This window comes from Paractinoplanes ovalisporus, assembly GCF_016834655.1.
Lineage (GTDB): Bacteria > Actinomycetota > Actinomycetes > Mycobacteriales > Micromonosporaceae > Actinoplanes > Actinoplanes ovalisporus.
Genome location: NZ_JAENHP010000021.1, coordinates 125,583 through 144,578, shown reverse-complemented (window position 1 = coordinate 144,578; position 18,996 = coordinate 125,583). Strand labels below are relative to the sequence as shown.

Annotated in this window: 22 protein-coding genes; 10 read left to right on the top strand and 12 right to left on the bottom strand. The window is 69.8% G+C overall.

Going from position 1 to position 18,996, the window contains the following annotated elements:
• Positions 1 to 42: 42 nt before the first annotated feature.
• The 8 genes from JIG36_RS40420 to JIG36_RS40385 all read right to left on the bottom strand — a co-directional run bounded on the left by JIG36_RS40420 (position 43) and on the right by JIG36_RS40385 (position 8,207).
• Positions 43 to 1,197, bottom strand: coding sequence for a YihY/virulence factor BrkB family protein (locus tag JIG36_RS40420; RefSeq protein WP_203381778.1), 1,155 nt, complete (start codon positions 1,195 to 1,197; stop codon positions 43 to 45).
• A 283-nt stretch (positions 1,198 to 1,480) separates the two neighbouring features.
• The gene (locus tag JIG36_RS40415) at positions 1,481 to 2,290 is read right to left on the bottom strand and encodes an ABC transporter permease (RefSeq protein WP_203381776.1); all 810 of its coding nucleotides are present in this window, start codon (positions 2,288 to 2,290) and stop codon (positions 1,481 to 1,483) included.
• 127 nt (positions 2,291 to 2,417) lie between these two features.
• Positions 2,418 to 3,176: an ABC transporter permease gene (locus tag JIG36_RS40410; protein ID WP_203381774.1), complete on the bottom strand. Its 759-nt coding sequence runs from the start codon at positions 3,174 to 3,176 to the stop codon at positions 2,418 to 2,420.
• On the bottom strand, positions 3,176 to 4,102 hold the full coding sequence (locus tag JIG36_RS40405) for an ABC transporter ATP-binding protein (RefSeq protein WP_203381772.1): 927 nt from the start codon (positions 4,100 to 4,102) through the stop codon (positions 3,176 to 3,178). The genes JIG36_RS40410 and JIG36_RS40405 overlap by 1 nt, the downstream gene beginning before the upstream one ends.
• A gap of 112 nt (positions 4,103 to 4,214) precedes the next feature.
• Entirely contained in the window at positions 4,215 to 4,742 is a 528-nt protein-coding gene (locus JIG36_RS40400) for a hypothetical protein (protein WP_203381770.1), read from the bottom strand.
• Positions 4,739 to 6,598, bottom strand: a complete 1,860-nt coding sequence (gene dnaG, locus JIG36_RS40395) for a DNA primase (RefSeq protein WP_203381769.1) — start codon at positions 6,596 to 6,598, stop codon at positions 4,739 to 4,741. Before dnaG ends, JIG36_RS40400 begins: the two co-directional genes overlap by 4 nt.
• An 11-nt stretch (positions 6,599 to 6,609) precedes the next feature.
• Entirely contained in the window at positions 6,610 to 7,824 is a 1,215-nt protein-coding gene (locus JIG36_RS40390; RefSeq protein WP_203381767.1) for a deoxyguanosinetriphosphate triphosphohydrolase, read from the bottom strand.
• A gap of 26 nt (positions 7,825 to 7,850) precedes the next feature.
• Positions 7,851 to 8,207: a VOC family protein gene (locus JIG36_RS40385; protein WP_203381765.1), complete on the bottom strand. Its 357-nt coding sequence runs from the start codon at positions 8,205 to 8,207 to the stop codon at positions 7,851 to 7,853.
• A 151-nt stretch (positions 8,208 to 8,358) separates the two neighbouring features.
• On the opposite strand from JIG36_RS40385, the gene JIG36_RS40380 reads away from it, so the two are divergent.
• The 7 genes from JIG36_RS40380 (at position 8,359) to JIG36_RS40350 (ending at position 13,966) form a co-directional block, all read left to right on the top strand.
• A complete protein-coding gene (locus tag JIG36_RS40380; RefSeq protein ID WP_203381763.1) occupies positions 8,359 to 8,889 on the top strand; it encodes a DUF4388 domain-containing protein in 531 nt (176 codons plus the stop codon).
• 179 nt (positions 8,890 to 9,068) lie between these two features.
• Complete coding sequence (locus tag JIG36_RS40375; RefSeq protein ID WP_236049165.1) at positions 9,069 to 9,416, top strand: roadblock/LC7 domain-containing protein; 348 nt, start codon at positions 9,069 to 9,071, stop codon at positions 9,414 to 9,416.
• An 18-nt stretch (positions 9,417 to 9,434) separates the two neighbouring features.
• Positions 9,435 to 10,610 (top strand): DUF4388 domain-containing protein, encoded by a 1,176-nt coding sequence (locus JIG36_RS40370; RefSeq protein ID WP_203381759.1) that lies wholly within the window; start codon positions 9,435 to 9,437, stop codon positions 10,608 to 10,610.
• Between the two features lie 37 nt (positions 10,611 to 10,647).
• Positions 10,648 to 11,136, top strand: coding sequence for a roadblock/LC7 domain-containing protein (locus JIG36_RS40365; protein WP_203381757.1), 489 nt, complete (start codon positions 10,648 to 10,650; stop codon positions 11,134 to 11,136).
• A gap of 71 nt (positions 11,137 to 11,207) precedes the next feature.
• The gene (locus tag JIG36_RS40360; protein ID WP_203381755.1) at positions 11,208 to 11,579 is read left to right on the top strand and encodes a hypothetical protein; all 372 of its coding nucleotides are present in this window, start codon (positions 11,208 to 11,210) and stop codon (positions 11,577 to 11,579) included.
• Positions 11,580 to 11,647: 68 nt separating this feature from the next.
• Positions 11,648 to 12,721, top strand: a complete 1,074-nt coding sequence (locus tag JIG36_RS40355) for a DUF2786 domain-containing protein (protein WP_203381753.1) — start codon at positions 11,648 to 11,650, stop codon at positions 12,719 to 12,721.
• Positions 12,722 to 12,799: 78 nt separating this feature from the next.
• The gene (locus JIG36_RS40350; RefSeq protein WP_307873105.1) at positions 12,800 to 13,966 is read left to right on the top strand and encodes an MFS transporter; all 1,167 of its coding nucleotides are present in this window, start codon (positions 12,800 to 12,802) and stop codon (positions 13,964 to 13,966) included.
• Between the two features lie 194 nt (positions 13,967 to 14,160).
• Here the strand turns inward: JIG36_RS40350 and dusB are convergent, their stop codons facing one another.
• Positions 14,161 to 15,279 (bottom strand): tRNA dihydrouridine synthase DusB, encoded by a 1,119-nt coding sequence (dusB, locus tag JIG36_RS40345; protein WP_203381880.1) that lies wholly within the window; start codon positions 15,277 to 15,279, stop codon positions 14,161 to 14,163.
• A gap of 54 nt (positions 15,280 to 15,333) precedes the next feature.
• Between dusB and JIG36_RS40340 the strand changes: the two genes are divergently transcribed.
• Complete coding sequence (locus JIG36_RS40340; RefSeq protein WP_236049164.1) at positions 15,334 to 15,801, top strand: hypothetical protein; 468 nt, start codon at positions 15,334 to 15,336, stop codon at positions 15,799 to 15,801.
• A gap of 40 nt (positions 15,802 to 15,841) precedes the next feature.
• On the top strand, positions 15,842 to 16,324 hold the full coding sequence (locus tag JIG36_RS40335; RefSeq protein WP_203381751.1) for an XdhC family protein: 483 nt from the start codon (positions 15,842 to 15,844) through the stop codon (positions 16,322 to 16,324).
• 9 nt (positions 16,325 to 16,333) lie between these two features.
• On the opposite strand, the gene JIG36_RS40330 is transcribed toward JIG36_RS40335, so the two are convergent.
• The 3 genes from JIG36_RS40330 to JIG36_RS40320 all read right to left on the bottom strand — a co-directional run bounded on the left by JIG36_RS40330 (position 16,334) and on the right by JIG36_RS40320 (position 18,639).
• A complete protein-coding gene (locus tag JIG36_RS40330) occupies positions 16,334 to 17,713 on the bottom strand; it encodes a glycine--tRNA ligase (protein WP_203381749.1) in 1,380 nt (459 codons plus the stop codon).
• Positions 17,714 to 17,792: 79 nt separating this feature from the next.
• A complete protein-coding gene (locus JIG36_RS40325; protein ID WP_203381748.1) occupies positions 17,793 to 18,287 on the bottom strand; it encodes a hypothetical protein in 495 nt (164 codons plus the stop codon).
• A 10-nt stretch (positions 18,288 to 18,297) separates the two neighbouring features.
• A complete protein-coding gene (locus JIG36_RS40320; RefSeq protein WP_203381746.1) occupies positions 18,298 to 18,639 on the bottom strand; it encodes an antibiotic biosynthesis monooxygenase family protein in 342 nt (113 codons plus the stop codon).
• A gap of 34 nt (positions 18,640 to 18,673) precedes the next feature.
• On the opposite strand from JIG36_RS40320, the gene JIG36_RS40315 reads away from it, so the two are divergent.
• Positions 18,674 to 18,928, top strand: a complete 255-nt coding sequence (locus JIG36_RS40315; protein WP_203381744.1) for a DUF6703 family protein — start codon at positions 18,674 to 18,676, stop codon at positions 18,926 to 18,928.
• Positions 18,929 to 18,996 lie beyond the last annotated feature (68 nt).

Below are 18,996 nucleotides of genomic sequence, written 5' to 3'. Positions count from 1 at the left end.
AGACCCCGGCCGCTCCGGGCCGGGGTCCTTTCGTTCTGCCGGTCAGCCTGAGCTGAGGCCGTGCTCGCTGCCCTTCTTGAGCTTGCGGTCGTCGCGCAGCTCGAGGAAGGGCTCCTCGGACGGGTCGTGGCCGGCCGCGATGGCACGCCCACGCTCCAGCTCGGCGTCGAGCTCGGCGCCCAGCAGGATCGCGATGTTCGAGATCCACAACCAGACCAGGAAGGCGATGACACCACCCAGGGTCCCGTACGTCTTGTCGTAGTTGGCGAAGTTGCCCAGGTAGATCGCGAAGCCGCCGGAAGCGACGAGCCACAGCAGGACGGCGAAGATGCCACCCGGGCTGACCCACCGGAACCCACCGGTCTTGGCGTTCGGCGAAGCCCAGTAGAGGATCGCGAACATCAGGCTGACCAGCAGGACGAGCACCGGCCACTTGGCGATGTTCCAGGTCAGCACGGCCGCGTCACCCAGGCCGATCCGCTCGCCGACCACCCGGGCGAGGTCACCGGTGAAGATGACGATGAACGCGGAGACGATCAGCATGAGACCGATGACCGCGGTGACGCCGACCCGGATCGGCAGCGTCTTCCAGATCGGGCGCCCCTCCGGCACGTCGTAGACGGAGTTGGAGGCCCGCATGAAGGCGGCGACATAACCGGACGCCGACCAGAACGCCAGAACCAGACCGATGATGGCCGCGAACCCGGCGCCGCCGGTGCCCTTGACCTGGTTCAGCACCGTGCCGACAAGCTCTTCGATCTGGTCGTTGTTGGCGATCTCGCTGACCGTCTGCTGCACCGTCGCCTGACCGTCGTTGCTGAGCATGCCGAGGATCGACACCAGCACGACCGCACCCGGGAAGATCGACAGCACCCCGTAGTAGGTCAGCGCGGCCGCCCAGTCCGAGACGTTGTCCTCGGAGAACTGCTTGAACGTCCGCTTCAACGCGGCGAACAAGCCCTTGCCCCGCAGCTCCATCGGGCTGTCCGGCCCTTCGTCGGGCGACACCGCGTCGACGTCCTTGGGCTTGTCGCCCGGCGTCCGCGTGGTTCGGGCCGCTTCGAGGTCGTAGTCTTTCGCACCCCGAGCCCGCGCCCCGGCCGACTCCGGATCCGGCGCCGGGCGCTCCCCGGCCGCCGTCTGCCCGGCGGCCGCTTTCTGGTCGTCCTCGTCGTGCTTGCGGCGAAGCAGCTTCATCGGGTTCCTCCAGGCGCACAGCGTCCACGTCTCGGTCCGCTTCCGCGCGTCAGCCCCAGTCCCGCCACGACGTGCGACAACGTCCCAGACAGGTGATGCCCGCCACGGGCCACCCCTAACCACGATCCCCTCATTCGGGAACGCCCCCGTTCACAACCCTCGCCACCCGCGAACCGGCAGCCGCGCGCGAAGCGACCCAACCGCCGTCCGCGAACCGACCACCGTCTCCGAACCGGCAGCCGCGCGCGAAGCAACCGCCCACCATGGGTGGAGCGACGGCGCGTCACTTGCAGAGCTGTTTCTCCATGCGGCGGCCGGCGACGGTCAGGCCCAGCGCGACCAGCGCCATCAGGTAAGCCACGTCGAGCAACTGCACCCAGCCCGTGGTGCCGGTGCTCAGAGCACGGATCAGGTCGACCGAGCGGTACAGCGGCGTGGCCTCGATCAGCCAGCGGACGACCTCGGGGTAGGCCGTGGGCGGGACGAACGTGCCGGAGAACAGGAACAGGGCGAACTGGCCGGCCGCGATGAGGTCGAAATCCTGCCAGCTGCGGATGATCGTGGCCACGGCCATGCCCAGGGCGCCGAAGGCGAGGCCCACCAGCAGCGTCGCGGGCAGCATGGCCAGCGCCCGCGACCAGGTCGTCAGGCCCATCAGCGTCATGATCACCACGAAGGCGGCCGAATAGATCACGCCGCGGACCATCGCCCAGGCCAGCTCGCCCAGGGCGATCTCGATGGGGCGTACGGGGGTGGCCAGGATGCCCTCGTAGAGCCGGACGAACTTCATCTTGCCGAAGAAGTTGAATGTGGTCTCGGCCAGCGCGCCCGTCATGGCCGACGCCGCCAGCATGGCCGGGGCCACGAACTCGGCGTAACCCACCACCTCGCCCCCGGGCAGCGTGATGTCGCCGATCAGCGCGCCCACGCCGACGCCGATCGAGAACAGGTAGAGCACCGGCTCGAGGAAGCCCGAGACCATGACCACCCAGTAGGCCGAGCGCAGCGTCGAGATGTTGCGCTCGGTCACCGACGCCGCGCGGCGGGGCGTCCCCTCGAAGGCCAGCAACCGCGGCATCACCAGCGTCACCATGACCTGACCACCACCCCGCGACGGAAACGGACGAAGGGCAGCGGCCGCAGCATCACGACCTGACCACCGACCCACGACGGCGACAAACGCAGCACAGCGGCCGCGGTATCACTCGGCGTCACCATGGTCAGATCACCAACCTGCGACGGAAACGGGCGTGGGCCAGCCACCAGCCGGCGACGCACCAGGCCAGCAGCGCGCCCACGTGGACCAGGCCGAGCGCGCCCGGGTCGAGGCCGAGCATGGCGTCGCGGCTGAGCTCGACGCCGTGCCACAGCGGGAACACGTAGGCCACCCAGCGCAGCAGCAGGGGCAGCGACTCGACCGGGAAGAACACCCCGGAGAACAGCGACATCGGCAGCACCGCGAACCGCATCAGGATGATCAGATAGCTGTCGCTGGTGATGCTGGCCGCGTACGCCATCGTCGGCGCGGCCGAGGCCAGGCCGACCAGCAGCGCCACCACCAGCGTCATCGGCGCCCACCACGAGTGCAGCGTGCCGAAGGCGGCCGCCACGACCAGGAACGCGGCCGCGGTGAGCAGCACCCGGAACAGCATGAACGCGAGATGCCCGCCGACGATGTCGGCCACCCGCAGCGGCGCCGCGGCCTGGGCGAAATAGACCTTGAGCCATTCGAAATAGCTCAGCACCGGCCAGGTGGCCTCGCCGAACGCCGCCTGCATGGCCGTCGACGCGATCAGCCCCGGCACGATCCAGTCGATGTAGGGCACACCGTCGACACCACCGCGGACGTAAGCCCCCACGCCGACCCCGAAGCCCAGCAGCGTGAGCAACGGCATGACCAGCGTCGACAACGCGCTCGACCGCCAGGTGCGCCGATAGTTGACCAGATGATATTCAAGAACCGAGAGCGCGGGCGTCATCAGTCGACCAGCGTCCGGCCGGTGAGGTGCAGGAAGACGTCTTCCAGGCTGCTGCGCCGCACGAGGACGCTCGCCGGGCCCAGGGAACGGCGGTTGACCTCGTCGGTCGCGTCATCGCCGTCGGCGACGTAGAGCAGGATGCGGTCGGGCAGGACCTCGAGGCGCTCGCCGATGCCGGCCAGCTTTTCCGCGTATGCCGACTGGTCTTCGGTGTTGAAGCGCAGCTCGACGACCTCGCGCGTCGAATATTGCTCGATCAGCGCCCGCGGCGACCCCTCGGCGACGATGCGGCCGCCGTCCATCACCACCAGCCGGTCGCAGAGCTGCTCGGCCTCGTCCATGTAGTGGGTGGTGAGCACCAGCGTGACGCCCTGTTGCTTGAGCCGGAACAGCCTCTCCCACACCAGGTGACGGGCCTGCGGGTCGAGGCCGGTGGTGGGCTCGTCGAGCAGCACCATCTCGGGCTGGTTGACCATCGCCCGGGCGATCGTGAGCCGTCGTTTCATGCCGCCCGACAGCGGCTCGACCTTGCTGTCGGCCCGTTCGGAGAGCTGCACGAACTCGAGCAGCTCGTCGGCGCGGCGACGGGCCTCCTTGCGGGGGATGCCGAAGAAACGGGCGTACGTAGTCAGGTTTTCGCGCACGGTCAGCTCGATGTCGAGGTTGTCGAGCTGAGGGCAGACGCCGAGCTTGCCGCGGATCTTCGGGCCGTCACGCCGCGGGTCCATGCCCAGGATCTCGAGCACGCCACCGGTCGGCGGGGACACACACCCGATCATGCGCATGGTCGAGCTCTTGCCCGCGCCGTTGGGCCCGAGGAAGCCGAACGCCTCGCCCCGCCGCACGTCGACGTCGATGCCGTCGACCGCGGTGAAGTCGCCGAACCGCTTCACGAGGCCGCGCGCATGAATCAGAGAGTCACCCACGAGCCCGACCCTAGACAGGGGGTACGACAGAAACGACCGGATTAGCGCGCCGCTACGAAGCTGAGGCGAGTCTGCGGAACAGCCGCCGGGCGGACCCAGGAAACAGGCGCAGCTAGTCGGGCGGCGCCATCGTGCCCTGCGCGGCGGCGACCAGCTCGTCGGTCAGCTCGACCACCGCGGGCAGGTTCACCGGCGTGCCCGAGTCGTAGCGCACCGCCCAGCTCAGCCCGTTCTGCCCGGCCACCCGGCGCCCGACCACCCGCACCCCGCCCGCCCCCGAGGGCAGCGGGTGGTGCGTCGTGTAGGCCACCGACTTCGTCACCCGGGTGCGCACCTGGTCGGGCAGCTCACCCGGCGAGAGCAGCAGGAACGTGGCGATCGGCCCGTCGACCAGGACCGTGTAACCGTCGCGCTCCTCGGCCAGCTCGGCCGGTGTGAGCCGCAGCTCGCGGCCCGACCAGGCCGCCTTGTGGATCTCGTGCCAGCCCAGGAAGGCCGGGCCGGGCAGCCACAGCCCGTGGTTCGTCGCGACCACGGCGGTGTCGTCCGTGACCAGCGACCACGCCACCACCCGTTCCTCGGGCGCGAGCGCGGGCTTGAGGGCCGCCGGGAGCGACGGCTTACGCCGAAGGAAGTTCACAGTCCACCTGCCGCCTGCTCACGCAGGGCGCGTGCCTGCTGTTCGAGCGAGAAGAGCTCGCCGGCCAGGGCGAGGTACGCATCTTTGTTGGCCACCGGGTTGAGCCGCTGCACCTTGGACTTGAGGTCGCGGATGCGGGTCGTCACCGCGCCCGCCTGCAGGCGGGCCAGCGTGATCTGCACGTAGGTCGGGTCGACCTGGCCGTCGACCCGCAGCGGCTCGACCGCCAGCTGCGAGATCATCCCCTGGCCGGCGAGGTCGGTGCAGCTGTCGCGCACCTTCTCGATCCAGACCACCCCGCCGCTGGTCACCGAGGCGGCGCCGCCCGCGGCCTCGACCGCGCCGCGCACCGCCTGATAGACCGGGTCGGCGTAGTTCTCGGCCCCGACCACGTCGAACATCGGGCCGGCCAGCACCGGTTCCTGCAGCGCCAGCTTCAGCGACTCGCGCTCGACCAGCCGCTGCGGCGCCTCGGTGGCGGCCGGGGCGGGCCGCGAACCCTCGTCCGCGTTGCCGCGCATGGCCGACGCCACCGCCCGCTGCACCGGCTCGAGATCCATGCCCAGGTCGCCGGCGAGCTTACGGGCGTACTCGGGCCGCTTCTCCCGGTCTTTGATCTTGGCGACGAGCGGAGCGGTGCGGCGCATCGCCTCGACCCGGCCCTCGACCGTGTCGAGATCGAATTTGCGCAGCGTCTGCCGCAGGGCGAAGTCGACCAGCGGTTCCCGTCCGGCGATCATGTCGCGGACGGCCAGATCACCCTTGGCCAGCCGCAACTCGCACGGGTCCATGTTGTCGGGGCTGACCGCGATGAACGTGCGCCCGACGAAGCGTTGATCCTCCTCGAAGGCGCGCAACGCCGCCTTCTGGCCCGCCGCGTCGCCGTCGAACGTATAGATGATCTCGCCGGTGAAGCTGTCGCTGTCCATCAGCAGGCGGCGCAGCACCCCGATGTGGTCGATGCCGAACGCCGTGCCGCACGTGGCGACCGCGGTCGGTTCCCCGGCCTCGTGGCAGGCCATCACGTCGGTGTAGCCCTCGACGATCACCGCCCGGCCCCGCTTGGCGATCTCGCGCTTGGCGTGGTCGATGCCGTAGAGCACGTGCGACTTCTTGTAGAGCGGCGTCTCGGGCGTGTTCAGGTATTTCGGGCCGTCGTCGTCGTCGAACAGCTTGCGCGCGCCGAAGCCGATCACGTCACCGGACAGGTCGCGGATCGGCCACAGCAGCCGCCGCCGGAACCGGTCGATCATCGAGCCCGAGCGGGCCGGCTTGACCAGTCCCGCGGTGTTCAGCTCGTCGGCGGTGAAGCCCTTCTGCCGCAGGTGCTTGGCGAGCGCGTCCCACGAGTCGGGGGCGAAGCCGCAGCCGTAGCGCTCGGCCGCGTCACGCCCGAAGCCGCGCTCGGCCAGGAACTGGCGGGCCTTGCGCGCGCCCGGGGTGCCGAGCTGGTCACGGTAGAAGTCGGCGGCGGCGGTGTGCGCCGCGAGCAGCCGCTGCTTCTGCCCGGTCTGTGGCCGGGGCCCGCTGGGGGCGCCGGTCTCGTCGTAGCGCAGCTGGATGCCGGCCCGCCCGGCCAGCCGCTCGATCGACTCCATGAACGAGAGGTGTTCCGCGTCCATGAGGAACTTGATCGCGTCGCCACCCTGACCGCAGCCGTGGCAATAATAGACATTTCGGGCAGGAGCTACCGTAAAGGACGGGGTCTTCTCGTCGTGGAACGGGCACAGGCCCTTGAGGTTGCCGCCACCCGCGGGCCGCAGCGTCACCGACTCGCTGATGATGTCGGCGATCGACGTGCGGTCGCGGACCAGTGCGATGTCTTCGTCCTTGACCCTGCCCGCCACGGCATACATCCTGCCTCGTCTCAGGCGGGCGCTGCCACCAGGGTCCGGTGCCAGGTCACGGCGGCCGTGTCGGTGAGCGACGCCACCTGGTCGATCACGACCCGCAGCGCCTCGGCGTCACTCTCCGCTGCCTCGTAGAGAGGGGCAAAAACCGGGTCAAGTGCTTGCGGCGTACGGCTGAGAGCCTGCACCAGCTCGACGAGGATCACCCGCTGCTGTTCGTACCATTCCTCGGCCGCCCTGGTCCGCATCACGTAGCGCAACGCCATGCCCTTGAGCAGCGCGCACTGATTACGCACGGTTCGCGGCACGATCAGGTCGGCGGCGTACCGGCGTACGGGATCGGTGCCGAACCGACTCTGGGTCGCGCCGATCGCCGAGGCCACAAAACGGCCGGTCAGCACGCTGGTCATCCGTTTGAGGCCGACCTGCGAGCGATAGCTGCCGTCATAATCCGCGACCTCCGTCACCACCGGGTCGGCCAGCAGCTGGTCGAGCGCGGCGGCCAGCTCGTCGACCGGTTCGTCGGAGTAGGCCGCGGCGACGTCGGCGCAGAGGGCCGCGCGCTCGTCGGCGTCGTCGATGAGCGGCCGCAGCGCCAGGTAGCCGCCGTGCACCCCGTCCTCGACGTCGTGCACCGAATACGCCACGTCGTCGGCCCAGTCCATGACCTGGGCCTCCAGGCACTTCCGCTCGCCATGGCCGGCCGAGCGGATCCAGTCGAAGACGGGACGGTCGTCGGCGTACACCCCGAACTTGCGGCGTCCGGGCTGCCTCGCCCACGGATATTTGCAGCTCGCGTCGAGGGAGGCCCGGGTCAGGTTGAGCCCGGCGCCGGGCACCTTGGCCTCGAGCCGGGTCAGCACCCGCAGCGTCTGGGCGTTGCCCTCGAACCCGCCGCACGGCTCGGCCACGATGTGCAGCGCGGCCTCGCCGTTGTGGCCGAACGGCGGGTGGCCCAGGTCGTGCGCGAGCCCGGCGACGTCGACCACGTCGGGGTCGCAGCCCAGCCGCTCCCCCATCTCACGCGAGATCTGCGCCACCTCGAGCGAGTGGGTGAGACGCGTACGGAGGAAGTCGTCCGAGCCCGCGGTGTGCACCTGGGTCTTGGCGGCGAGCCGGCGGAACCCGGCCGAGTGCAGCACCCGGGCCCGGTCGCGCTGGTAGGCCGTACGTCCGTAGCCACTGTCTTTCGCCGGTTCGGAGATCCACCGCTGGGCGTCGAACGCCGTCATGAGATCACCTTAAGCGGCGTACAGACCTATTCGCGCTTGGACGACAGGACGCAGAACTCGTTGCCCTCGGGGTCGGCCAGCACCACCCAGGTGACGTCGTCGGACTGGCCGACGTCGGCGTGCCGGGCGCCCATGTCGAGCAGGCGCTCGACCTCGGCCTCCTGGTCGTCGGGGCGCAGGTCGATGTGCAGCCGGTTCTTCACGGTCTTGGCGTCCGGCACCGGGACGAAGATCAGGCCGGGGAGCTGATCGGGGGTGCGGCGGATCTCCACCTCGTCCGGCTGCTCATGCACGATCTTGTAGCCGAGCGCCTCGGCCCACCAGCGAGCGAGCCGCGCGGGGTCCTCCGCGTCGACGACGATCTGCTCCCATTGGCTCGGCATCCATGTCTCCTTCATCGAAAAGCAGCGATCATGTTACGCGCTCATAGCAATGCTTTCCCGTCGGAAACAGCGCACTGACGGTCCGCCGACACTCCTCGATGCCACTGAGGATGACGGCAGGTCCTGTCCCGCCCGCCTTTCGGGGGATGCTGTGATTCCAGGCTCACCGGCCACCGCGAACCTACGACGCCTGCTGACCGAGCTCGGTGAGTCGGCCCGCACCGGCGCGTTGCACATCGACGGACGTCCGGGTGGCGTCCTCTATCTGGTCTCCGGACGGATCGCGTACGCGGAAACGCCGGTCTGCCCCGGTCTGGGGGAACGGCTCGTCGCCTCGGGGCGGGTCTGCGTCTCGGCCTGGCAACGGGCGCTCGACGAGGGCCGGGGCGCGCACCGGGTCGGCCGGCTGCTGCTGCGCGACGGCCTGATCGGGCAGAACGAGCTGGCGCTGCGGGTGGTGGCGACGATCGCGGACGCCACGCTCGAGCTGCTGCAGTCGGCCGAGGCGCCGGTGCGCTTCGTTCCCGGCGAGCGGCACTGGCTCGGCCCGGTGACCGGGGTCGACCTGGGTGCGCTGGGCCACGTCACGGCCCGCCGATTGCGCGCGGGTCCGGGGCATAACAGCAGCCCACAGGCCCGCGCGCCGAGGCCGTCGACCATGACGCACATGGGGTGCGACTAGCGATCGCGGTGTGGTCAGAGGATGGCCCACGGTGACGACGGAGCCCCGTGATCGCGCGAGGAACCGCCGGAACCGACCGGAGGCTCGCCGGTGACCGCGGCAACGAGGCACGGCCCGGCGGGAGCAGCGCAGCGCTGAGGAGAGATGTGCCCGGCGTCGATCACTGTCTACAGGAGGCCATGGCGATCCCTGGCGCGGTCGGCGCCAGCATCGTCGACTACACCACCGGTTTCCCGGTCGCCACGACGGGAGCCGCACCCAATTCCGATCACGAGGCCGCGGCGGCCGGCACGGCCGACGTGATCCAGGCGGCGAACAGCCGATCGCTGTTCGTCTCGGCCATGCCGCACGACCTGCTCGAAGACCTGATCATCACGACCGCCGGCGGCTACCACCTGCTGCGGATGGTGCAGACCGAATTCGACAGCCGGCTGGTGCTCTACGTCTGGCTCGACCGGGTGCAAGGAAACCTCGCGGTGGCCCGCCGCCGCATGCAGAAGCTGGCCGACGAACTCGTCGCGACGTAACGGGGAATGGGAGTGACAGTGACAGCCTCGAAGACCGCCACGCCGGGGCGCCTGCTCACGCAGGTGGCCGGCGAGCGGCAGACCGGCGTCCTGGTGGTCGGTGGCCACCCGGGCGGCGCGGTCTACGTCCTCGAGGGACGCGTCATCTATGCCGAGTCACCGGCCGCCCCCGGTGTCGGCGAACTTCTCACCGCGTCCGGCCGCCTGGCCGCCCGCACCTGGCAGAACGCGCTCGACCTGGGCACCTCGACCGCCCGGGTCGGCCGGCTGCTGGTCGAACAGGGCCATCTCACCCGGGGTGAGCTGGAGCTGTGCGTGCTCGGCGCGATCTACGACGCGGCGTACTTCGCCCTCTCGGTGGACGCGGTCCCGGTCGACTTCCTGGCCGGCGCCACGCACTGGCTGGGCCCGGTGGTGCACGTCGACCCGGAGGCGATCAACCGGGAGGTCGGGCGCCGGATCCGGCTGCTCGACGAGATCTTCCCGGACCGGCGGGTCGACGTGACCGCGGTCGCCCCGGCGACCCGGCTGCCGCGGGAACGGGTCACGCTCACCTCGATGCAGTGGGAGCTGCTGGTCCACTCGGACGGGCAGCGCACACCGGCCGACCTGGCGCTGCTGCTGGGGCGGGCGGGTTACGCCTGCGTCCAGGAGTTGCGGCGGATGGCCGCGATGGGGTTGATCGAACTGCCGGAGACGCCGGTCGCGACGCCGTCGCCGGAGTTCGTGCGGATGCCCCGGGCCCGTGGCGCGGCCGCCGACGTGAAGCGCCCTTCCCCGAACTCGCGGCCCTCAACCGAAGCGCGGCCTTCCACGAACTCACGGCCGCCCACCGATCCGCGGCCTTCCACTGACCCGCGGCCGGCACCGCAGGACGCGCCGAGCGTTCCCGTCGTCGCGGGGGCCAGGGCCGCCGTGCCGGCATCCGCGCTGGCGGCGCCGCCGCTGCCGGTCCTGATCTCCGCGCCGCCCGCGCCCTCCCCGCCCACTCCTCCCCCGCCTGAGCCGGACCCGCCCCGACATGCCGTGGACGACAGCTCGACCCAGGCGCTCTACCGCCCGCCTCGCCTGGCCCGCCGCAAACCCGGGGCCAAGCTGCCCAAGGAGGTGGCCGGCGAGGCCCCGCCGGTGCATCCGGGCACCGACGAAGTCCTGCTCAAGCGCATCCGGACCGCACTGAGGGCCTTGCGGTGACACGCGCACCCCCGCCTGAGAGAAAGAGAGACCGAGGATGACGGTGGATCCGGCGGTGCTCGAGGAGCTCGACCGCCTGCGAGGCCGGTTGCACGAACTCTCCGGCAGCGTGCTGGCCACCACGGACGGGCTGGTGGTCGCGCACGACGCGCACGACATCGAGCCGGACAGCATCGCCGCCCTGGCCGCCGCGCACCTCGCGCTGGCCCGCCGGTTCGCGCACGCCGTGAACCACGGCGAGCTGCGGGAGTCGGTGGTGGAGTGCGATCGCGGCTACATCACGTCGTACACGGCCGGGCCGAACGCGCTGCTCACCTTGGTCACCTCGGGCGACGCGAACCTGGCCATGGTGCACCTCGAGGCCCGCCGGTGCGTACGCCGGCTCGTACGAATTCTGAGGTTGGACAACAAGCCGCACCCGCGGCCGGAGATCCCGCAACAGCCGGGACCGGCCGGTCCGCTGGCCCGGCGCACCCCGATGGCCACCCTGTCGACCAACGCCCGCCGTCGGCAGGCCGCGGGCTGAGAGCCCGCTTTTTCCGAACGGTTCCGCCACTGGAAGCGGACCGCCATCCCACCGCACTGGAGGAACATTCCATGGCTGACATGGACACCGCACTCAAAGAGATCATGGAGATCGACGGCGCCATCGGCGTCGCGCTGGTCGACCACACGAGCGGCATGGCCCTCGGCACCGTCGGCGGCGGCAAGGACCTCGACCTGACGGTCGCCGCGGCCGGCAACACCGACGTGGTGCGGGCCAAGCTACGGGCGATGGAGATGCTCAACATCACCGAGAAGATCGAGGACATCCTCATCACCCTGGACACCCAGTACCACCTGATCCGGCCGCTGACGAGCCGGTCCGGCAAGGGGTTGTTCCTCTATGTGGCGCTGCGCCGCGACCGGTCGAACCTGGCCATGGCCCGGCACCAGCTCAAGCGCATCGAGAACGACATGGACGTCTGATCGTCGGGCACCGCTCGCGGGGAGGGCCGGGAACGGCCCTCCCCGTTGCGTTATCTACGCTCTGACCTGTGTCGGTACCCGGAATCGTGCGCGATGTGGTCGGCGGCGCGATCGGATATGAGGCGGGTCTCGACGCGCTGACGGTGGCGCCGGCCGCCGAGGTCGACGCGGCGCTCCGCGAGGCCCTGCGCGACTCGTTCGAGCGGCTCTTCAAGGGCGGATGGCAGCCGGCCGAACTGCACCGGGTGGTGGCCCGGCTCGGTGACCCGGTGAAGGCGGCACTGGTCGCGGACGGCGCTACGGCGTACGGGAAACGCTTTGAAGGTGTTGATCCGCGCTGGCAGGAACAGATCGCGCGACTGCCGGGTCTGCGGCGCAAAACCGACAGGATCAGTCTTATCGACTCGTCGCTGGGCCTGTTGATCGAGTTGCGCCGGCTGCCGGTGATCGAGGTTCTGCTGCCGCCGCCCGGAGCTGTCGCTGCCGGTGAGACCGGCGATGATCGGATGCTGGAACGGGTGCGGGCGCTGCTGGCCAAAGCGGAGTCGACCGACTTTCCGGCCGAGGCCGAGGCATATTCGGCCAAGGCCCAGGAGCTGATCGCCCGGCACAGCATCTCCGAGGCGCTGACCAGCTCGAACCGGGCCGAAGTGGTGCCGTTCGCCCGTCGGATCGGCGTCGACCACCCGTACGAGAGCGAAAAAGCGAGCCTGCTCGACGCGGTGGCCCGGGCCAATCACTGCCACACGGTGTGGTCGCCGGAGCTGGGCTTCTCGACGGTCTTCGGCTTCGACGCGGACATCGACGGCGTCGAGCTGCTCTACACGTCGCTGCTGGTGCAGGCGAACCGGGCGATGGCGCGCGACGAGCCGGCCAAGGGGAAAGCGCGGATCAAGGCGTTCCGGCGGAGCTTCCTGGTGGCGTACGCGGTCCGGATCGGCGAACGCCTGGCCGAGGTCACCCGTCGCGAGGTCGCCGGCAATTCCGACCTTCTTCCCGTGCTGCGCAACCGCGACATCCAGGTTCGCGAGGTCATGCAAAAGGCGTTCCCGCGTACGGTGCGAGCCCGCGGAAGCCGCATCGACAGCCTGGAGGGATGGGAGTCGGGCCGGGCCGCGGCCGACGAGGCCGAACTGGGTTGACGGGTGGGGCAGACTGGGGGCATGTCTCCTCCACGTTGACGCTGAACCTTCTACGCGGTCCGTGCCTGTTCCGAGGCCGTGCCGCTCTACCCGGTGTATGCGCTGCTGTTCGCCGACACCGGTCTTTCGACGGCCCAGGTCTCGTCGCTGTTCGCGATCTGGTCGGTGGTGGCGTTCGCCGCCGAGGTCCCGTCCGGCGCGCTCGCTGACGCCTGGTCGCGCAAGCGCCTGTACGCCCTGGGCGAGCTGATCACGGCGGCGGGTTTCGCGCTGTGGATCCTCCTGCCCTCCTATCCCGGTTTTGTGCTGGGCTTCGTGCTGTGGGGGCTGGGCGGGTCGCTCTCGTCCGGGTCGTTGGAGGCCCTGGTCTACGAGGAGTTGTCCGCGGCCGGGCGGTCGTCCGACTACGCCCGGATCGTCGGGCGGGGCAACACGATCTCGATCCTGGCCATGCTGGCCGCCACCCTGGTCGCGACGCCGGCCTGGCAGTTCGGCGGGTACGCCCTGGTCGGCGGGCTGAGCGTGGCCGCCAAGGCGATCGGTGCCGTGCTGGCGATGCGCTTGCCCGAGGCTCGTGCCGCCTCTTCGCCGGCTTCGTCGTCCGCCTCTTCGCCGGCTTCGTCGTCGGCTTCTTCGCCGCCTGCGTCGTCGGCTTCGTCGTCGGCTTCGTCGTCGGCTTCGTCGTCGCTTGAAGAGGATGACGACCGCTCCTACTGGACGCTGCTGGTCGCCGGTGTCCGCGAATCCGTCGGCAGTCGCCGAATCGGACTGGCCGTGCTGGTCGCCGCCCTGGTGCCCGGTTTCACCGCGCTCGACGAGTACCTACCGCTGCTGTCCGTCGACAAGGGCGCCTCGATCGCGGCCGTACCCCTGCTCTACGCCGTGACCGCCCTCGCGATGGCCCTCGGCAGCGCCCTCGCGTCCCGCAGCTTCCCGTTGCCGGCGGCACTCGCGATCGCCGGAGCTTGTGTGGCCGTCGGCGCGCTCATCCCCCACTTGGCCGGCATGGTGGTCATCTCGGCGGCGTTCGGCCTGCTCGAATACTCGATCATCCGCGCCGAGACGCGCCTGCAAGACATGATCACCGGCCCGGCCCGTACGACCGTGCTGTCGGTGGCCGGTTTCGGGGGCGAGGTCTTCGCGGTGGCGCTGTACGGGGTGTTCGCGCTCGACCTGCCGCTGGCGACGTTGTTCGCGTTGTGCGCGGCCCCGCTGCTGATCACCGCATGGACCGCCCGCCGTTGATCACCGCTTGCCCGGCTCGCCGACGATCACCGCGTGGACGGAACCGCCGATGATCAAACAGGGCCGTGATCAACGATCAAAAACAGGGGCCCGCCCCACCGGGGGACCCCCGCCCAGCCCCATTTTAGTGGGGAATGGCGATCTTCGAGACCGTGGAGGGGCCGCCCTGTGGACAGGCGAAGATTGTGGATAACTCAGCCGCCGCTGTTTTCCATCTCGGCGCCCTCGGGGACGGAGTCGTCGTCGCGGCTGTCGAGCCACCCGTAGGGCAGCGACACCTTGCCCGGCGCGTTCACCCGGCCGCGCGGCTGGCCCAGCTCGCCCACCGGGAACGGCTCCCCCGGGTCGAGCTTGCCCAGCAGGTCGTCCAGCTCGGCCAGCGACGAGATCATCGCGAGCCGCCGCCGCAGCTCCCCGCCGATCGGGAAGCCCTTCAGATACCAGGCCACGTGCTTCCGGAAGTCGGCGCACCCATGCTTCTCGTCACCGAGCGCGTCGACCAGCAGCTCCGCGTGCCGCGACATGATCTTCGCGACCTCGCCCAGCACCGGCAGCACGGGCTTGTAGTCGGCGCCCTGCGTGAACGCGGCCTCGAGATCGGCGAACAGCCACGGCCGCCCCAGGCACCCGCGCCCGACCACCACGCCGTCGCATCCGGTGTGCTCGACCATGCGCAGCGCGTCGGAGCCTTCCCAGATGTCCCCATTTCCCAGTACGGGCACGTCCAGCGCCTGCTTCAGGGTCGCGATCGCGTCCCAGTCGGCCTTCCCCGAGTAACGCTGCTCGGCGGTCCGCGCGTGCAGCGCCACCGAGGCCACGCCCGCCTCCTGGGCGATCAGACCGGCTTCCACGTACGTGAGATGGTCGTCGTCGATCCCCTTGCGCATCTTGATCGTCAACGGGATGCCGTAGGGCCGGGCCGCCTCGACGGCCTGCTTGACGATGCGCCCGAAGAGCTTGTGCCGCCACGGCAGCGCCGAACCCCCGCCTCGGCGGGTCACCTTGGGCACCGGGCAGCCGAAGTTCAGGTCGACGTGGTCGGCCAGCCCGTCCTCGCCGATCATGCGCACGGCGGCCGCCGTCACGTCCGGGTCGACGCCGTAGAGCTGCAGGCTGCGGAAATCCTCGTCCTCGGCGAACGCGATCATCTTGAGCGTCTTGGGGATCCGCTCCACGAGCGCCCGCGTCGTGATCATCTCGCAGACGTAGACACCCCCGCCCTGTTCCCGGCAGAGGCGCCGAAAGGCCACGTTCGTGATGCCCGCCATCGGGGCGAGCACAACAGGCGGATTCACGGCGCGGTCGCCGAGCATGAGCGGTGCGGTCACGCCCCCAGCGTAGTTGGCGCGCTTCCGTACGCTGAATCCATGGAAGCCCATAAGGCGAGCACCTGGAAGAGCAAGTACGTCGTGACCGATCGTGGCCGCGAGATCGCCACGTGGGACAAGTCGACCTGGAAGAGCGGCGGCGCGTTCACGCTCGAGGGCCGGCGCTTCCGGGTTCGGTCCAACGGCTGGGGCAACAAATACACGATGGTCGACGAAGCGGACACGGTTGTCGCGTCGGCCGACCGGGTGGGACGCAAGCGCTGGACCGTCACGGCGGCCGGTCAGACCTACCACTTCCGCCGGCGGTCGTTCTGGGCCAGCGAGGAGGAACTGGTGCTGGGCGACACCCGCGTCGGCAGCGTCCGTAAGACCAGCTTCTGGCGCGGCGACATCAACGTGGAACTGCCCACCCTGCCCACGCCGTTGCAGCTGTTCGTGCTGGGCGTGGTCATCAGCAAGTGGGACGCCGAGGCCTCAGCCGCGGCCGCGTCCGGCGGCGGTGGCTAGCCGAAAGGCGGCGGCCGACTCGATCTGGCACAGTCGGGGCATGGGTGAGGTTGGTGAGGCCCGGCGGCTGGTTGTCGTGTTCGAGTCGCCGGTGGCGGAGGCCATTCTGCGGCTGACGCCGGATCTGGGGTTTCAGACCGTGCTGGTCGAGCCGGACGCGTCACGGCTCAGTGGGACGCCCCGGCCGCACGGGGACCGGTTCGTGCACGACCTGGCGGCGGCCAACCTCGACGAGCACACCGACGTCGTGCTCACCGATCACAACCGGGCCGAGATCGGGGAAATGCTCAAGCAGGCCCTGGCGGCTCGCACCCGCTATGTGGGGATCATGGGCAACCCCAAGAAGGAAGGGCCGCACGTGGCGGCCCTTCGCTCCCTGGGTGTCGCGGACGATCAGATCGCCCGGGTGCACCGGCCCATCGGGCTCAACATCCGGGCCCGCACCCCGGCCGAGATCGCCGTGGCGACCCTGGCCGGGCTGATCGCCGACCGGAACGACCGGCCAGGCGGTTTTGTGTTCTAGAGACAACAATCAACAGCCGGGCAGGCGCTTGATCAGGTAGTCCTCGATCTGGGAGAGGGCGACCCGCTCCTGCTTCATCGTGTCGCGGTCGCGAACCGTGACCGCGTCGTCGGTCAGGGTGTCGAAGTCGACCGTGACGCAGAACGGGGTGCCGATCTCGTCCTGGCGGCGGTAGCGCCGGCCGATCGCCTGCGAGTCGTCGAACTCGACGATCCAGCGCTTGCGCAGGTCGGCCGCCAAGCCCTTGGCCTTGGGCGACAGCTCGGGGTTGCGCGAGAGCGGCAGCACCGCCACCTTGACCGGCGCCAGGCGCGGGTCGAACCGCATGACCGTGCGCTTGTCGACGCCACCCTTGGTGTTGGGGGCCTCGTCCTCGTCGTACGCCTCGAGCAGGAACGCCAACACCGCGCGGGTGAGGCCGGCGGCGGGCTCGATCACGTACGGCACCCAGCGCTCCTGCTTCTCCTGGTCGAAGTACGACAGGTCGACGCCGGAGTGCTTGGAGTGGGTGGACAGGTCGAAGTCCGTACGGTTCGCGATGCCCTCGAGCTCGGCGAACTCGGTGCCGCCGAACTGGAAGCGGTACTCGATGTCGACCGTGCGCTTCGAGTAGTGCGACAGCTTCTCTTTAGGGTGCTCGTAGAAGCGCAGGTTGTTCTCCGACAGGCCGAGCCCGAGGTACCAGTTCCAGCGCTCCTGCAGCCAGTACTCGTGCCACTCCTCGTCCTTGCCGGGTTCGACGAAGAACTCCATCTCCATCTGCTCGAACTCCCGCGTACGGAAGATGAAGTTGCCCGGCGTGATCTCGTTGCGGAAGCTCTTGCCGATCTGCGCGATGCCGAACGGCGGCTTCTTGCGGGCCGCGGTCGCCACGTTGTTGTAGTTGACGAAGATGCCCTGGGCGGTCTCGGGGCGCAGGTAGTGCAGGCCCTCGGCGCTCTCGGTGGGGCCGAGGTAGGTCTTCATCAGCCCGTTGAACATCTTGGGCTCGGTGAACGTGCCCTTGTTGCCGCAGTTGGGGCAGTTCAGCTCCTGCAGCGAGGACGGCAGCGAGCCGTGCTTGGCCTCGTACGCCTCCTCGAGGTGGTCGGCGCGGAACCGCTTGTGGCAGGACTGGCACTCGGTCAGCGGGTCGACGAAGGCGTCGAGGTGACCGGAGGCGGCCCACACGTCACGCGCGAGGATGACGGCGGAGTCGAGTCCGACGATGTCGTCCCGCTGCTGGACCATCTGACGCCACCACTGGCGGCGGACGTTCTCCTTCAGCTCCACGCCCAGCGGACCGTAGTCCCAGGCCGAGCGGGTTCCTCCATAGATCTCGCTGGAGGGGAAGACGAAGCCACGGCGCTTGGCCAGGCTGACGACGGAGTCGATACGGTCGGCGGGCATGATCCTCCTACGCCGGCTGGGTGTCGGCGGGGACCTCGAAGGAAGTGATCGCTCACAGCGATCGGGACAAACAGCGAGATTACTCCCCGACCTCGCACACCTCGAACTCACCCGTCGACGTGTTCTGGTCGAGCGTGGCCCTGAGGTTGCGCACATCACCGTCGTCGTACGTGGCCTCGACGGGAACGCTCAGGGGCACGGTGACAAGCGCGCCCAGCTCCCACGACGAGATCCGCTCCTCGCCCTCGACCCGGCTGCGGAACTCGGCGGAGGTCTCGGACCGCTGGGCCCGCTCGCAGAGTTGCCGGTATGCCTGGTCGTAGCGGCCGTCCTTGAGGGCGGTCAGATAGTCGTCGACGGCGGCGTGGGCCTGCTCGTCGAGCGCGCCCGAGATCGACGTGCCGAGGCCGATCAGCGCGGCCAGCCCGCCGCCGCAGATGAGCACCAGCACGCCGGCGCCGATGCCGAGGCCCCACCCGACGCGCCGGCCCTTGCCCTCGACCGGCGGGGCGGGGAACGGCGGCTGGACGCCCGGCCCCAGTGGCGGGACGGGAACGTGAGGCGCCGTCGTCATGGCACCAACACTAGCGCCAGGGCTCGGCGGCCCGGTCACTCGTCGCGATCACGACTTCGCCGCCCGGTTCGGCGCTGGCCAGCGTCTCGAACGCGGACGGCTCGTCGATCGACTGGGAGAGCAGCGGGGCGGCGTGGACCTTGACGTCGAAACCACCCAGGGCGCGCCGGTAGGCTCCGACCGACTCCCACTCGGTGACCATGGTCCAGCAGGACTCGTCCTCGAGAGCGCGGGTCAGCCGGCCGGAAAGATAGCCGGGGCGGTCGGCCAGGGCGGCGAGCGCCGCGTGGGCCCGGGCGGCGAAGTCGTCCTGCGTGTCGACGGGCACGGCGAAGCGGTTGAGCACCAGCATGCGACGAGGGTACGCAGCAGCGAGGAGTGACCTGATGACGCCTTCCGACAACGTCCTGCGGCGGTTGACCCGGATCAACCCGACAACCGCCTTCATCGTCGCGCTCGTGGTGATGCTGGGCGGCCTGTTCCTGCCCGGCATCGTCGGCGCCGCCCTGCTCTTCGTGCTGGCGGCCGGCCTGGCCGCGCTGACGTTCACGACGTGGCCGGTGCAGTCCGCCTCGACCCGTACGCTCCGGCTCCTGATCTTGGCCCTTCTCCTGGCTGTAGTCGTGGCGAAAGCGCTCTAGAACAGCCCGAAGACCCGGCCGGAACTCGATCCATGCGTTTTTGACAATCATTATCATTGTCAGAGACA